The organism is Halomonas halocynthiae DSM 14573 (assembly GCF_000425725.1).
Taxonomy (GTDB): domain Bacteria; phylum Pseudomonadota; class Gammaproteobacteria; order Pseudomonadales; family Halomonadaceae; genus Halomonas; species Halomonas halocynthiae.
The window spans coordinates 40,629-54,973 of sequence record NZ_KE384439.1; the positions used below are offsets into that span (position 1 = coordinate 40,629).

Consider the following 14,345-nt stretch of genomic DNA (forward strand, 5'->3'; position numbering starts at 1 on the left):
TATCAAATACTGAATAGCGAGAATTGGCACCATGGCGACCCCGATGAGCATAGCTCGGCTATCCACTGCGGACAGCGATTTTAACGCCCGTCTTGAGGCATTGTTGGCGTGGGACAGTGTGTCCAACGCTGAACTGGCGCAGCGTGTGGACGAGATGATTGCCGCGGTCCGGCATCGGGGCGACAGTGCTCTGGTGGAATATAGCAATCGTTTCGATCGCTTGGCCGTCTCCAGCATGGCTGAGTTGACGCTGAGCCCCGAGCGTCTTAAACAGGCCTTTGATGGCCTGTCTGATGAGCAGCGTGATGCGCTCTCCACTGCTGCCGAGCGTGTCCGCAGTTATCACGAGCGTCAGAAAGCAGGCTCTTGGCAATACACCGAAGTTGACGGTAGTGTGCTTGGTCAAAAGGTTACGCCGCTTGATCGTGCTGGTATTTATGTGCCCGGTGGCAAGGCCGCCTATCCTTCCTCAGTGTTGATGAATGCCATTCCCGCCAAGGTCGCAGGTGTGGCTGAAATCATCATGGTAGTGCCCACGCCCGACGGTGTACTAAACGACCTGGTATTAGCTGCCGCTCACCTGGCTGGTGTCGATCAAGTGTTCACCATTGGCGGCGCCCAGGCCGTCGCCGCGCTGGCCTATGGCACCGAAAGTGTGCCCCGAGTCGATAAGATTGTCGGCCCTGGCAATATTTACGTGGCCACTGCCAAGCGTGCGGTATTCGGCCAGGTCGGTATCGACATGATTGCAGGGCCCTCGGAAATTCTGGTGGTATCTGACGGGGAAACCGATCCTGAGTGGTTGGCCATGGACCTGTTTTCTCAAGCCGAGCACGACGAAGACGCCCAAGCGATTTTGGTTAGCTGGAACAGCCAACACCTCGATGCCGTCGCCGACGCCATGGCACGCCAATTGCCGACGCTTGAGCGTGAAAGTATCGCCCGCACTTCAGTGGCCGAGCGAGGGGCATTGATTCATTGCCGCAATCGCGAAGATGCTGTCGCGCTGATCAATCGCATTGCCCCCGAGCATTTAGAGTTGTCCGTCGCCGAGCCTGAGAACTGGCTGCCCGACGTGCGTCACGCTGGTGCTGTTTTTATGGGCCGCCACACCGCCGAAGCGCTGGGCGACTACTGCGCTGGCCCCAACCACGTGCTGCCCACCTCCGGCACCGCGCGCTTCTCCTCACCGCTGGGCGTCTACGACTTCCAGAAACGTTCCTCCATCATCCACTGCAGCCCCGAAGGCGCCTCCACTTTGGGCAAAACCGCCTCAGTGCTGGCTCGCGGCGAGTCCCTCACCGCCCATGCCCGCAGCGCGGAATTTCGTATCATCGACTAAACCCAGCCAGAGCACTGAAGTAGAGGCTGTGTAAAAGCCCGATTTACCGGGCGATGAAGGTGGCACTTTAGCAGCGACCGTCACCGCAGTGGCTTTTGTAGGAACCCGATTTACTGGGCGATGAAGGTGGCGCTTTAGCAGCGATCATCACCGCAGTAGCTTTTGTAGGAGCCCGATTTATCGGGCGATGAAGGTGGCGCTTTAGCGGCGGACATCACCGCAGTGGCTTTTGTAGGAGCCCGATTTATCGGGCGATGAAGGTGGCGCATAACGCGATTCACTCCCTTGTGCTTTTACATGGATATGCCTAAAGGAGTCTTGAATGTTGCGTTTTCTGCATACGGCGGACTGGCAGATTGGTCGCCAGTATTCGCGCTTTGATCCTGACGATGCGGCGATGTTGGCGGATGCGCGTTATGTCGCGGTGCAGCGCCTTGCTCGTCTGGCGGGGGAAGAGCAGGTGGCAGCGGTGTTAGTGGCGGGTGATATTTTTGATGCCCAGACGTTGAGTGACCGAACTCTGCACCGCACTTTTCAGGCCATGAGCGCTTTCTCCGGCCCTTGGGTCATGCTGCCCGGCAACCACGATGCTGCCCTAGCTGAAAGTATCTGGACCCGCGCTGAGCGTATTGGCGCCATGCCAGCTAATGTTCATCTGCTCACCACGCCTGAGGTATTTGTGCTAGAGGACGCCGGTGCCGCTATCTTGCCTGCCCCGCTGACCCAGCGTCAGACGCATCACGATTTGAGCGTTTGGTTTGATAATGCGGAAACGCATAAAGGGGCAATTCGTATCGGCCTGGCTCACGGTAGCGTGGAAGGCCAGCTGCCCGAGTCGGCAGACTCGCCCAACCCGATAGCCGCTGATCGTGCTACCACGGCAAAGCTCGACTATCTGGCGCTGGGCGACTGGCACGGCCTCAAGCGGATCAATGCGCGTACTTGGTACAGCGGCACGCCGGAGCAGGAGCGCTTTAAGGACAACGGCGCCGGGCAGGCGTTACTGGTAGAAATTGATAGCCCTGGTGATGAACCACGGGTAACGCCTTGCGAGATCGGCCAGCATCGCTGGTATCAGTGGCAGCGCCAAATACATGTGGCATCTGATCTTGACGCACTGCTGACTGAGCTTGCAGCGCTGCCGGCTATGTCGGTGATCGACCTGACCCTGAGTGGTGAGCTTGACCTTGCTGGCCAGCAGTGTCTGGAACAGGCGCTGGGTGCGGCGGCGGGGCGCCACCGTAGTTTGCAAACGCATTTGGGGGGGCTGGCCTTAGTGCCAACAGCGGAAGATATTGCTGCGCTGCAAGCTGATGGTTATGTGGGCAATGTCATCAGCGAGCTACAGCAGCAACAGCAAGGTGGTGACGCTCAGGCTGACACTGCCCGTCAGGCATTAGGCATACTGGCAAGGCTGCTGGGCGATCAGCGGTCAGCAGCTGATGCCCCGGAGAGCCAGTCATGAGGCTGACGCATGTTCGTGTAGAGAATTTTCAGCAGTTTCGCACTCCGTTGGAAATTAACGACCTTGATGACGGTATCAACCTGTTTGTTGGCCCCAATGAGTCCGGCAAGAGCACGTTGGTACGTGCTATCCGCGCGGCGTTTTTCGAACGCTACAAAACGCGTACGCTGGTTGACTTACAGCCTTGGGGTGACTCATCGGCGGCTCCGGAGGTGTCGTTGGCGTTTGAGTGGCAAGGTAAACACTGGACGCTGAATAAGCGCTTTTTACAGCGCCAGCGTAGTGACCTTACCAGCGGCGGCGAACACTACAGTGGTGATGAAGCGGATGACCGGTTAGCTGAGCTGTTGGGGTATGACATTCCTGGCCGAGGAGCAAGCAAAGCTGAGCACTGGGGAATTCCTGGCCTGCTATGGGTGGAGCAGGGTGCGGTGCAGGAAATGCGTGAGCCGGTGGGGCATGCCGGAGGACACCTGCAATCGGCGCTGAGTCAGAGCCTGGGTGACGCCTTGGGCGATATTGCCAGTAGCAGTGGTGATGCGCTGATAGCCAGCGTAGAGCGTGAGCGCGGCGAGCTGCTCACTGCTACTGGTAGGCCGACGGGTGAGTTGCGTGACGTTCAGCAGCAGTGTGACGCTCATGCCTCCGAGCTGACCAAGCTTGATGGGCAGGTCGAACAATACCATGAGCGGGTCGATCGCCTGGGTGAGTTGCAACGCCTGCAAAAAGATATTGATGCTGCGCGGCCTTGGGAGGAACAGCAGGAAAAAGCTAGACTCGGCCAACAGCAACTGGATGAGGTGCACAAGTTGCAAGCGCTTCAGGCGCAGCAGCGCCACCAGTTGGAAACCTGCCAGCGCAACCTGCAGATATACCGGCAGCAGTTGCAGGGTTTTGACAACGAGGCTCAGCAGCTGGAAAAACGCCTCAAGGCCCGGGAGCAGGCCAGGCTGGAGCTCAGCCAGTATGAAGCGGCTACCTCTGGGGTGGAGCAGCGCATCAGTGGTGCCCGGGCAGCTTACGAGGCTGCTAAAGCACAGTATCAGATGGCGCGTAGTCAGGCGCGTCGCCAGTCGCTGGAGCAGGACAGCCAGCGCCTGATAACAGAAATCGATCAACTCAGTCGCAACCTTGACAGTGCCCGTGAGCTGAGTGAGTCCCAGCGTCTGTTGGCCGAGCAGCGTCAGCGTTGCCGAGTCGATGAAAAGCAGCTGATACGTCTACAGAAGTTGGAGCAGGCGCTGGGTGAGCTGGGAATCCGCCGAGAGGCGCTGGCGACTCGGCTACGTTATTCGCTGGAAGCGGATCAGCAGCTGATGCTTGACGAGGAGCCCCTGAGCGGGACCGGTGAGCAACTGCTGGTAGCACCTGGCGAGATCCGTATTCCCCGTGTTGGTACGCTGATTATCAAGCCCGGTGGGAGTGATGTCAGCGAGCTGGTACGTCAGCAGCAGCGTTTGGCTGATGAGCGTGATGATCTGCTAAAGCGGCTGGGAATTAGTGATCTTGCCAGCGCCCAGGCGCAGGCGCGTCGTGCCGAGCAACTTAAGCAGCAGGCTCAGCAGCAGCAAGCTCGGCTGGAAGGACTGGCGCCCAGTGGTGTCGAGGCGTTGGAGGCTCAGCAACAACTGGCTATTGGTCGCCGTGACACTCTGGACGCTGAACTCGCTGCGTTACCCGTTGCATCGGAAAACGGTAGTGTGCCAAACGAAAGTCAGGCTCAGGCGACGCTGGATAACGTTGAGCAACAGCTTAAGGCTGCGGAGCAGGCTGCTACCGATCATGCTGGCAAGCTGGGGCTGGCACGACAGGCGCTGCGTACGGCGGATGCTGAGTGGCAGCGTCAGTACGATGATATCAATGCTCCTGATCGTCAGCAGCGTAAATCGCAAGTGACTGATGCGCTGCTAGAGCTCAAAGCCGAGGCTGAACAGCTGGAGGCGGCGCTGAAAAAGCGTCAGCATGAGATCGAGGCGGCTAATCCCGAGGTGCTGGAGCAGGACGTTAAACGCTTTACTCGGGCCGCTGATTCCTTGCGGCAGCAGGCGTCTGCGCGCGCTGCTGAGATCAATGATCTGCAGGCGCGGCTGGAAACGCTGGGGGCCCAGGGGCTTGAGGAGAAGCGTGAGGAAATACGCCTAGTTTATCAACGCCAGCAACGCCGACAAGCCGAGCTGGAGCAGCGCAGTGAAGCGCTGGATTTGCTGCTTGAGTTGCTTAAGTCTGAACGTCAGGCGGTTACTCGTCGTTTGCAGGCGCCGCTGCAAAAGCACCTTAACCGCTACCTGAGGCTGTTATTTCCTGGTGCCGAACTTAGTGTGGATGATGACTTGAGGCCCAGCACCCTGATTCGTCAAGGCGCAAGTCAGCCGCAGCGGGACGACCTGGAGGCGCTGAGTTTTGGCGCTCGCGAGCAGATGGGGCTGGTTACTCGCCTTGCTTACGCTGACCTGCTGCAGGATGCTGGACGGCCGACCCTGATCATTCTTGACGATGCACTGGTTCACTGCGATCAAGCGCGCCGTGAACAGATGAAGCGCATTTTGTTTGATGCGGCTCAGCGTCATCAGATACTGCTGTTCACCTGTCATCCGGAAAACTGGCAAGATCTGGGCGCCGTGCCGCGCGATATGCTATCTCTCAGGCGAGACTGTGACTGAGCGGTGACTGAGCAGCCAGAGGCTAGCGGTTCTACTCAGCGTCGTCTGAGCCTGTTGTTAGCCTGGCTGGGATCGGGCGCTCGGCCACATCAAGCGTGGTGTCCATACGTTCTCCGCCTCGTATAATACTGATGGGAATTTGAGAGCCCGGTTTGACCGCTGCGATATCGGTCATGGTGCGGCTAGGGTCGATAGTTGAGCTGCCGTTAATTTCCAGAATAATATCGCCAGGCAGTAACCCCGCTTTATCAGCCGGGCCGCCAGGGGCAACGCCTGCAATAATAACGCCGGCATGGTCTTCCAGGCCGAATGAGGCAGCTAGCTCCGGATAAAGCTCTTGAGCTTCAATGCCCAGCCAGCCACGAATGACTCGGCCCTGGGTGATAATTTCCTCCAAAATACTGCGTGCCAGGTTGGTCGGGATGGCAAAGCCAATACCTTGCGAGCCACCAGTGCGTGAGAAAATAGCGGTATTAATGCCTACCAGGCTGCCTTCAGGGTTGATCAGTGCTCCGCCAGAATTGCCCGGGTTAATGGCTGCGTCGGTTTGAATGAAATCCTCATAGGCGGTCAGGCCTAGGTGGTTGCGTCCAGTGGCACTGATAATGCCCATCGTCACGGTTTGCCCAAAGCCGAATGGGTTGCCAATAGCGAGAGAAATATCACCGACAGCTGTTTGTGAGGAGTCTGTCAGTTTGATGACGGGTAAGTTCTCAAGATCAATGCGCAGCACCGCCAAGTCACTTTCAGGGTCGGTGCCAATAACCTCTGCCAGCGTTTTACGACCGTCGCGCAGTGCAACTTGGATCTGGTCTGCATCGTTAACAACGTGGTGGTTGGTCAGGACGTAGCCGTCATCGCTAACAATCACACCAGAGCCTAGGCTGGAAAGCATGCGCTGACGACTGGGCGGGTTGTCGCCATGGCTGTCGCCATAAAACTGTTCAAAAAAAGGGTCTGACAGCATGGGGTGAGATTTACGCTCCACTTCCCGTGACGAGTAGACATTGACCACCGCAGGAGCTGCTATTTCTACCGCGTCGGCATAGCTGACGGGGCCTTGGTTGCGCTTGATGGGGGGGGCTTGGTGTAGCTCGGGCGCGGGGCGTGATATTGCTTCGTTGCCTAGGGTGTCAGCGGCTTGCTGTGCTGGCTCGCTTATTTTGGGGGGAACTGTTTGCGGCGGTGTCTGTGGTTGATGTTCTGACACCGTACGGCCAAGTAAGGCGGGAAAGGTGTTGAGTAGTACAAGCGCAATCAGCAGGCCGATAATGACGGGCAGTAAATAAGAGAGGAAGCGCTGCATTTCACGGTATTCCTTGTCACTGGTATATGAGTAACGCAACTTGGCCAGGCGCGTTCGCTGTGCCCGCAAGGGGCGGGTAGAATGCTGCTGGTAGATTGGCGCTGAACATTTTCGTCAAGTGTAACATTTTCACCCCCGATTGCGTCTGGAGGCATGATGATCAGCTGTGATGAGTTAGTCGCCGCTTGCAACCAGCGGCTGAGTCCTGAGCGTTTTAAGGATTATACCTTGAACGGTCTGCAAGTTGAGGGTCGCCAACGGGTGGCTCGTGTAATGAGTGGTGTGACAGCCTGCCAGGAGCTGCTGGATGAGGCGGTTGCTTGGCAGGCGGACCTTGTGCTGGTGCATCATGGGTTTTTCTGGAAAAACGAGCCGGTGGCGGTCACGGGAATGAAACGTCGGCGGCTGGCCTCACTGCTGAATCACGATATCGGCTTGCTGGCGTATCACTTACCGTTGGACGCGCACCCTGAGTTAGGCAATAACGTGCTGTTAGGGCAGCATTTGGGCTTTAACGTAGCGGGCTGCTTGGATGATGAGACAGGGCTTGGCTTGCTATGGCATGGCGAGCTGTCTTCTCCGATGCGACCAGATGAGCTGGCTGCGCGGGTGGGCGAACGGCTGGATCGTACTGCGCTATTGATTGACGCACCCGAAGGGCGTGAGGTTCGCCGTGTCGCCTGGTGTACCGGAGGGGCGCAGGACATGATTACGGCGGCGGCAGAGGCGGGAGTGGATGCATTCATTTCTGGTGAGATTTCTGAGCGTACTACCCACCTGGCTCGAGAGCTAGGGGTTCATTATCTGGCTGCAGGCCATCATGCGACAGAGCGTTACGGTGTCCGTGCATTAGGGCAGTGGCTGGGTGACACATTTGGTGTTGAGCACCGCTTTGTGGATATCGATAATCCAGCGTGAGCCGTTTTCATTGAGTCGTTATCAACAGCAGGCCGAGCCGAGCGCGACTCTCCTCGCTGCCTGAATGGGCAGCGAGGGTTGTCAGCTAGCACATACTGATTCGGTTAGTGGCTGGCCGTTTGCTGCTGGGGTGGCTCAGTAGGCGCTTTCTTTAAGCCGAAATCTTCCGATAGCGTGCCGCTGTTGCCGTCGGCATAATCGCGCGGCGTGTGCAGCTTGTTGTTTTCATGGCTAGCTTCGTGGGTTGCTGCTAAGTCTGTCGGTTGCTGTGGTATGCCTAATCGGACACCCGCCTCGTTAGCCTCTTGTACCAGCGCTTGGCTCTCGCGGCTGATTGTCTGGGCCATGTTGGTAAGGCGTTCGACGTGCCCGCTTAGCCCCGAGTGCATTTCACTGAGCTCGCGTTCCTTGTCGGCAAGGCGCTGGCGCAGTCGCTGGGATTGGCGGGTGCCAGAGCTGAGCAGGTGGTACCCCAAGGCACCGATGCCGCTGCCAGCAACGAGGCAGGCGATGATCAGTACAATATTGATGTTGCTTTCTTCCACGGTTTACTCCTGAGGTGTCGATCATAGTGGCTACGGAGGTCACTCGGTGAACTCGGGTTGGCTATTATAGTGCGGACACTGGCCATAGGGTCAACGCTGAATGAACAATGCGAAGGGTGAGTAGGAAGCGTATGATATGTGCCTTTTGAAGCAATGAGCAGGGTTGGCGTTAATGGACAACAGTGTGAATCCTGAAGCCTCGGCGTTACACCGCCCTTTGACGCCGCGACAGCGTTTTGAGGCAGACTTGGCGCGTGATGGTTTTGTGCGTGATGCCGCTCAAGAAAGAGCCGTTAGCCATTTGCAAAGGCTGTATGACGAGTTGGTCGCAGCGCCAGCAGAACGTAAAAAAACAACGCTACCTGTTCGGCCGGTGACTTCGTTGCTGCGCGGTTTTCTGGGGCGACAGCAACAACAGGATGCCGTTACGTCTTCGCGTCTTCCCGAGATTTCAGGGTTATATTTCTGGGGTGGTGTGGGGCGCGGGAAAACGTATTTGATGGACTGCTTTTACGAGTCGTTGCCGTTTGAGCAGAAAATGCGTACCCACTTTCACCGTTTTATGCAGCGTGTTCACGCAGAGCTGGAAAATTTCAAAGGCCAGAATAACCCGCTGCAGCTGGTGGCTCAGCGTTTTTCTGAAGAAGCGCGAGTGATTTGTTTTGACGAGTTTTTCGTCAGCGATATTACCGATGCAATGATTTTGGCAAACTTGCTGGACGCGTTGTTCGCTCGGAATGTGGTGCTGGTGGCAACCTCTAATATCGAGCCGGAAAACCTCTATCGTGACGGGTTGCAGCGCACGAGCTTCCTGCCTGCTATTGCATTGCTCGAAGAGCATTGCGATGTTGTTAATGTTGACTCTGGTGTGGACTATCGCTTGAGGGCGCTTGAGCGGGCCAAGATTTTTTATACGCCGTTGGATGAGTCTGCAGAGCGTGAAATGGCGCGGAGCTTCCAGGAAGTGGCCGGCACAGTGGGGCAGCGAGAGATTGATATTGAGATAAATCAGCGCAAATTACACGCACGTCGTCTGAGTGATGACGTGGCGTGGTTTGAGTTTAGCGAGCTATGTGACGGCCCGCGTAGCCAGAATGATTACATTGAGCTGGCGCGCCGGTTTGGCAGCGTACTGGTTTCAAATGTACCGCGAATGCGGGCAGGTCAAGATGATCAGGCCAGGCGCTTCATTGATCTGGTTGATGAGTTCTATGATCGCGGCGTCAAGTTGTTGATGTCTGCAGAGGTTGCTATTAACGAGTTGTATGCTGATGGGCGGCTAGAGTTTGAGTTTCAACGCACGTTGTCGCGGCTGTTGGAAATGCAATCGCGAAGCTACCTGTCGCAGCCGCACAGGCCTTGATGCACGCAGACCTGGTGAGTGGCGCGTTAATGCATGTAGGTCGTTGATCAAGGCGATGCGTTAATGTAGAATGCGCGCTCGCTGTACCGTTGTCACTACTGAGCGAAGTTGGTCGGTGGTTGGCAACCAAGAAAAATAGGGATGGCCCCGTCATTTCTGGCGTAAGGGCCCAATGCATTATTTTTGGTGATTCACACATGAAGACGTTCACTGCAAAACCGCAGTCCGTCCAGCGCGATTGGTATATCGTTGACGCTGCTGACAAGACGCTTGGTCGCCTGGCGACAGAACTTGCTCGCCGCCTGCGTGGCAAGCACAAGCCAGAATACACACCTCACGTTGATACGGGCGATTATATCGTCGTGATCAATGCCGAGAAGGTGAAGGTTACTGGTAACAAAACCAGCGACAAAATGTACTACCGCCATACCGGTTACCCGGGTGGTCTGCGTTCCATGAGCTTTGAGCAGTTGATTGATCACGCTCCTGAGCGCGTTATCGAAACTGCGGTTAAAGGCATGCTCCCTAAGGGGCCGCTGGGTCGCGCCATGCATTCCAAGCTGAAGGTGTACGCTGGCAACGAGCACCCGCATACCGCCCAGCAGCCACAAGCACTGAACATCTGAGGGAGTCTTCGCCATGTCACAACAGTATTACGGTACCGGACGCCGCAAGACTTCTACCGCGCGCGTCTTTTTGAAGCCGGGTTCCGGCAAGATTATTGTTAATGATCGTGAGGTCAGCGAGTATTTTGGCCGTGTTACCGGTCGAATGGTTGTTTGTCAGCCGTTAGAGCTCACGGAAACGCGTGAGCAGTTTGATGTGTACGCCACTGTCAAAGGCGGCGGTGACGCAGCTCAGGCGGGCGCTATTCGTCACGGCATTACTCGTGCGCTGATGGTGTATAATGAAGACTATCGTGCGCCGTTGCGTGCTGCGGGTTATGTGACTCGCGATGCGCGCTCTGTTGAGCGTAAGAAAGTTGGTCTGCGTAAAGCACGTCGCCGCCCACAGTTCTCCAAGCGTTAAGTACTCGCTACGCCACGCTTTGGAAAAACGCCTGGGTCTTGGACCTAGGCGTTTTTTTGTTAAAGCTTGTCATAGAACAAGGATTTAGTCGTAATCAATGGACTTCTCCTTGTGCCAAGCGGCGCGTTTTTTTACCATACATAGCATTTGAAAATCCGGCATTTAAAAACCCGTAGTCGTGAAGCAGTCGGGCCTTTGCGATAAAGAGCGGGTAAGCTGATGGGAGAAACCTGAAGATGGCAGATAACGGCGTGAACAAAGGCCGGCGCCGCTTCCTTGTCGGGGCCACTACCGTAGTAGGTGCGGTAGGTGCCGTGGGGATAGCGGTACCCTTTGTAGCCTCTTGGCAGCCTAGTGCCAAGGCAAGAGCGGCGGGAGCTTCCGTTAAGGCGGATGTCTCTAAGTTAGAGCCTGGGCAGCGTGTGACCGTTGAATGGCGCGGCCAGCCGGTGTGGGTGTTAAACCGCTCGGCAGAAATGATTGAGCGTACTGAGGCGCTGACGGGCAACCAGCTGGTTGATCCGACGTCTGAGGTGCCTCAACAGCCGGCTTATATTTCAGGGCCGCTGCGCTCAATCAAGCCGGAAATAGGTGTGATCGTTGGCATCTGTACTCACTTGGGTTGTTCTCCGTTGTTTAAGCCGGAGCCCAATGCAACAGACGTTGGCGTGAGTGATTGGCCAGGCGGCTTTTTCTGCCCCTGTCATGGCTCGCGCTTTGATCTGGCTGGCCGAGTTTTTGCCAATGTGCCAGCACCAACTAACCTGGTCATTCCGCCGTATCGTTACGAAAGCGATGCTGTCATCGTGATCGGTGAAGACGAGGAGGCTGCTTGATGGCTAATCCAAATAAGGACAAAGCGGAAAGTGGTCTGATGCGTTGGGTCGATGATCGTTTCCCAGCGACCCAAATGTGGAACGACCATTTGGCAAAGTATTACGCGCCGAAGAATTTCAACTTTTGGTACTTCTTCGGTTCGCTGGCGCTGCTTATGCTGGTCAACCAGATATTGACCGGCGTGTGGCTCACCATGAGCTTTACTCCTTCCGCTGAAGAGGCGTTTAATTCAGTTGAATACATCATGCGTGATGTGGAGTGGGGTTGGCTGATCCGTTATATGCACACAACGGGTGCCTCTGGCTTCTTTATTGTTGTGTATCTGCACATGTTCCGCGGAATGCTGTACGGCTCCTATAAAGCACCTCGCGAGCTGGTGTGGATCTTCGGTATGGCGATTTACTTGGCGCTGATGGCGGAAGCCTTTATGGGCTATCTGCTGCCCTGGGGGCAAATGTCTTACTGGGGCGCTCAGGTTATTATTTCGCTGTTCTCTGCTATTCCTAGTATTGGTCCAGATCTTGCTCAGTGGGTACGTGGTGATTTCCTGATTTCAGGTATTACCCTTAACCGCTTCTTCGCTTTGCACGTTGTGGCTTTGCCCATTGTGATTCTGGCGCTGGTGGTACTGCATATTATTGCGTTGCACGAGGTTGGCTCCAACAACCCTGATGGCATCGACATCAAGAAAAAGAAAGATGAAACTGGCAAGCCGCTAGATGGCATTCCGTTCCACCCTTATTACACGATTAAAGATATCGTGGGCGTGGCGGTCTTCTTGTTTGTTTTCTGTGTGGTGATTTTCTACTTCCCTGAGGGGGGTGGTTACTTCATTGAGAAGCCGAACTTTGAACCGGCCAACTCCATGAAAACACCGGACCATATTGCCCCTGTGTGGTATTTCACCCCCTTCTACGCCATTTTGCGTGCGATAACGTTCTCGGTATTTGGGCTGGAAGCCAAATTCCTTGGCGTTGTCTTCATGGGGGCTGCCATTGCGGTGCTCTTTGTGCTGCCTTGGTTGGATCGTAGTCCCGTGAACTCCATGCGCTATAAGGGCTGGATGTCAAAGGTAATGTTGCTGCTGTTTGCAATTAGCTTTGTCATCCTCGGTGTATTGGGTGTGTTGCCGGTAAGTGCAGGCCGAACGCTTTTGGCCCAAGTATGTACCGTCATCTATTTCGCCTTCTTCGTGCTGATGCCGATTTATACGCGGCTGGAGAAGACCAAACCCGTTCCGGAAAGGGTGACTGGCTAATGAAAAAGCAACTGTTTGCACTGCTCTTTGCGTTGGTGCCGATGGTCGGTTTTGCGGCCGGTGATAGCGTTCACCTTCAGTCGATGAAGCCAGATCTTTACGATAAAGCATCGTTGCAAAATGGCATGAAGCTGTATGTTAACTATTGCATGGGCTGCCATTCTCTTGATTATCAGCGTTTTTCAAGGGCTGCCGAAGATCTGGATATGCCCCAGAATTTGGTTGAAGAAAACCTGATATTTGCTGAGTCGGTGGGTTACAACGACCAAATGCAGAATGCCATGGATAAAGGAGATGCCGAGGGCTGGTTTGGTGCGCCACCACCCGACTTGTCTCTTGAGGCGCGGTTGCGTGGAACCGACTGGGTCTACTCTTATCTGTTGGGTTTTTATCGTGACCCATCGCGTCCAACGGGGGTTAACAATACTGTTTTCCCGCTGGTCGCCATGCCTAACGTGCTCGAAGAGCTGCAGGGTGTGCAGGAAAAGGTCTGTGCGTCATCAAGCAAGCCGATTCCTGGCGCAGAAATCGACCCATTGACTGGTAAGTACCAGTCATGCGATACGTTGCAGGTCACCTCTCCGGGGCAGATGGATCCAGAAGCCTTTGAGAGTGCGGTATACGACCTCACCAACTTCTTGGCGTATGCGGCTGAGCCTTCCAAGCTTAAAGCCCAGGCGCTGGGACCAAAGGTGTTGATTTTTATCTTCATCTTTGGCGTTATCGCTTATTTGTTGAAGCGTGAGTACTGGCGCGACATTCACTGATTCACAGTGAATGTTAGTAGGGGGCGCACGGCTCTAGTCGTGCGCCCCTTGTGCGCTTGATTTGTGTGTCATGTGAGCATGCCGTTTGTGGTTGCAGTGCGTGTTATCATTTAATGCACGACCAGTTATGAGGAATTTTTCATGGGTGTAGTGGCCAAGCGGTCATCAATGATTTTCTATTCGGATTCTGAAGATCATTTAAGTCATCGGGTTCGGATTGTGCTCGCCGAGAAAGGGGTGGCGGTGGATGTCATCGAAGTAACCGATGAAAACCGTCCTAAAGAGCTCGCCGACATCAATCCCTATAATAGCGTCCCCACGCTATATGATCGTGATCTGGTGCTCTATGAGTCCAAAGTCATGATGGAGTATCTTGACGAGCGCTTTCCTCACCCGCCCCTGTTGCCGGTATATCCGGTGGCGCGTGCGCAAAGCCGTTTGTGGGTCCATCGTATTGAGTACGAGTGGTGCTCGCGAATGGAGAAAATTCTTACCGGCTCTAAGAAAGAGGCGGACAAGGCGCGTAAAGAGCTGCGCGAGAGCTTGACGGGAATTTCGCCTATTTTTGAAGAGCGTCCGTTCTTCATGAGCGATGAATTTACGTTGGTTGACTGCTGTCTGGCGCCAGTGCTGTGGCGTCTTCCGGTATTAGGGATTGAGCTTTCAGAAACTAAAGCGAAGCCGGTGCTGGACTATATGGAGCGAATCTTCGAGCGTGAAGGATTCCAGAGCTCGTTAACGGAATCTGAGCGCGAAATGCGTGTCTGATTCTGTGTAAGGCCATGACGTGATGCTAGGGCGTGGCCTGAGCGCTGTTTGGGCGGCAGTTTTTGTCGCCCGAATGAATCACTCACC

General features: G+C 55.4%; 13 protein-coding genes. 11 read left to right on the plus strand and 2 right to left on the minus strand.

The features are described 5' to 3' along the window. Positions 1-43 precede the first annotated feature (43 nt). The 3 genes from hisD (at position 44) to H616_RS0105755 (ending at position 5,467) form a co-directional block, all read left to right on the plus strand. On the plus strand, positions 44-1,342 hold the full coding sequence (gene hisD, locus H616_RS0105745; protein ID WP_027966507.1) for a histidinol dehydrogenase: 1,299 nt from the start codon (positions 44-46) through the stop codon (positions 1,340-1,342). Between the two features lie 322 nt (positions 1,343-1,664). Next, complete coding sequence (locus H616_RS0105750) at positions 1,665-2,807, plus strand: metallophosphoesterase family protein (protein WP_027966508.1); 1,143 nt, start codon at positions 1,665-1,667, stop codon at positions 2,805-2,807. After that, the gene (locus H616_RS0105755) at positions 2,804-5,467 is read left to right on the plus strand and encodes an AAA family ATPase (protein ID WP_027966509.1); all 2,664 of its coding nucleotides are present in this window, start codon (positions 2,804-2,806) and stop codon (positions 5,465-5,467) included. The genes H616_RS0105750 and H616_RS0105755 overlap by 4 nt, the downstream gene beginning before the upstream one ends. 31 nt (positions 5,468-5,498) lie before the next feature. Here the strand turns inward: H616_RS0105755 and H616_RS0105760 are convergent, their stop codons facing one another. Then, the gene (locus H616_RS0105760; protein WP_027966510.1) at positions 5,499-6,773 is read right to left on the minus strand and encodes a Do family serine endopeptidase; all 1,275 of its coding nucleotides are present in this window, start codon (positions 6,771-6,773) and stop codon (positions 5,499-5,501) included. Positions 6,774-6,929: 156 nt separating this feature from the next. Here H616_RS0105760 and H616_RS0105765 point away from each other — a divergent pair, with 156 nt between their 5' ends. After that, the gene (locus H616_RS0105765) at positions 6,930-7,691 is read left to right on the plus strand and encodes a Nif3-like dinuclear metal center hexameric protein (RefSeq protein WP_027966511.1); all 762 of its coding nucleotides are present in this window, start codon (positions 6,930-6,932) and stop codon (positions 7,689-7,691) included. A gap of 104 nt (positions 7,692-7,795) precedes the next feature. On the opposite strand, the gene H616_RS0105770 is transcribed toward H616_RS0105765, so the two are convergent. After that, positions 7,796-8,236 (minus strand): Z-ring associated ZapG family protein, encoded by a 441-nt coding sequence (locus H616_RS0105770; protein WP_027966512.1) that lies wholly within the window; start codon positions 8,234-8,236, stop codon positions 7,796-7,798. 172 nt (positions 8,237-8,408) lie between these two features. On the opposite strand from H616_RS0105770, the gene zapE reads away from it, so the two are divergent. The 7 genes from zapE (at position 8,409) to sspA (ending at position 14,258) form a co-directional block, all read left to right on the plus strand. Then, complete coding sequence (zapE, locus tag H616_RS0105775) at positions 8,409-9,599, plus strand: cell division protein ZapE (protein WP_051234031.1); 1,191 nt, start codon at positions 8,409-8,411, stop codon at positions 9,597-9,599. A 197-nt stretch (positions 9,600-9,796) separates the two neighbouring features. Further along, positions 9,797-10,225 carry a 50S ribosomal protein L13 gene (gene rplM, locus H616_RS0105780; protein WP_027966514.1) on the plus strand — a complete coding sequence of 143 codons (429 nt, stop codon included), beginning with the start codon at positions 9,797-9,799 and terminating at the stop codon, positions 10,223-10,225. Between the two features lie 13 nt (positions 10,226-10,238). Next, positions 10,239-10,628, plus strand: coding sequence for a 30S ribosomal protein S9 (gene rpsI / locus H616_RS0105785; protein ID WP_027966515.1), 390 nt, complete (start codon positions 10,239-10,241; stop codon positions 10,626-10,628). Between the two features lie 236 nt (positions 10,629-10,864). Beyond that, entirely contained in the window at positions 10,865-11,464 is a 600-nt protein-coding gene (gene petA, locus H616_RS0105790) for a ubiquinol-cytochrome c reductase iron-sulfur subunit (protein WP_027966516.1), read from the plus strand. Beyond that, positions 11,464-12,723 carry a cytochrome b gene (locus H616_RS0105795; RefSeq protein ID WP_027966517.1) on the plus strand — a complete coding sequence of 420 codons (1,260 nt, stop codon included), beginning with the start codon at positions 11,464-11,466 and terminating at the stop codon, positions 12,721-12,723. Before petA ends, H616_RS0105795 begins: the two co-directional genes overlap by 1 nt. Beyond that, positions 12,723-13,490, plus strand: a complete 768-nt coding sequence (locus tag H616_RS0105800) for a cytochrome c1 (RefSeq protein WP_027966518.1) — start codon at positions 12,723-12,725, stop codon at positions 13,488-13,490. Before H616_RS0105795 ends, H616_RS0105800 begins: the two co-directional genes overlap by 1 nt. Before the next feature lie 141 nt (positions 13,491-13,631). Continuing rightward, the gene (gene sspA, locus H616_RS0105805; protein ID WP_027966519.1) at positions 13,632-14,258 is read left to right on the plus strand and encodes a stringent starvation protein SspA; all 627 of its coding nucleotides are present in this window, start codon (positions 13,632-13,634) and stop codon (positions 14,256-14,258) included. The last annotated feature ends 87 nt before the right edge of the window (positions 14,259-14,345 follow it).

Coding starts and splice junctions, on each gene's coding strand:
- H616_RS0105765 (WP_027966511.1), top strand. CDS start 6,930: ATGATCAGCTGTGATGAGTTAGTCGCCGCTTGCAACCAGCGGCTGAGT.
- H616_RS0105750 (WP_027966508.1), top strand. CDS start 1,665: ATGTTGCGTTTTCTGCATACGGCGGACTGGCAGATTGGTCGCCAGTAT.
- rpsI (WP_027966515.1), top strand. CDS start 10,239: ATGTCACAACAGTATTACGGTACCGGACGCCGCAAGACTTCTACCGCG.
- H616_RS0105795 (WP_027966517.1), top strand. CDS start 11,464: ATGGCTAATCCAAATAAGGACAAAGCGGAAAGTGGTCTGATGCGTTGG.
- H616_RS0105755 (WP_027966509.1), top strand. CDS start 2,804: ATGAGGCTGACGCATGTTCGTGTAGAGAATTTTCAGCAGTTTCGCACT.
- sspA (WP_027966519.1), top strand. CDS start 13,632: ATGGGTGTAGTGGCCAAGCGGTCATCAATGATTTTCTATTCGGATTCT.
- hisD (WP_027966507.1), top strand. CDS start 44: ATGAGCATAGCTCGGCTATCCACTGCGGACAGCGATTTTAACGCCCGT.
- zapE (WP_051234031.1), top strand. CDS start 8,409: ATGGACAACAGTGTGAATCCTGAAGCCTCGGCGTTACACCGCCCTTTG.
- H616_RS0105800 (WP_027966518.1), top strand. CDS start 12,723: ATGAAAAAGCAACTGTTTGCACTGCTCTTTGCGTTGGTGCCGATGGTC.
- H616_RS0105760 (WP_027966510.1), bottom strand. CDS start 6,773: ATGCAGCGCTTCCTCTCTTATTTACTGCCCGTCATTATCGGCCTGCTG.
- petA (WP_027966516.1), top strand. CDS start 10,865: ATGGCAGATAACGGCGTGAACAAAGGCCGGCGCCGCTTCCTTGTCGGG.
- rplM (WP_027966514.1), top strand. CDS start 9,797: ATGAAGACGTTCACTGCAAAACCGCAGTCCGTCCAGCGCGATTGGTAT.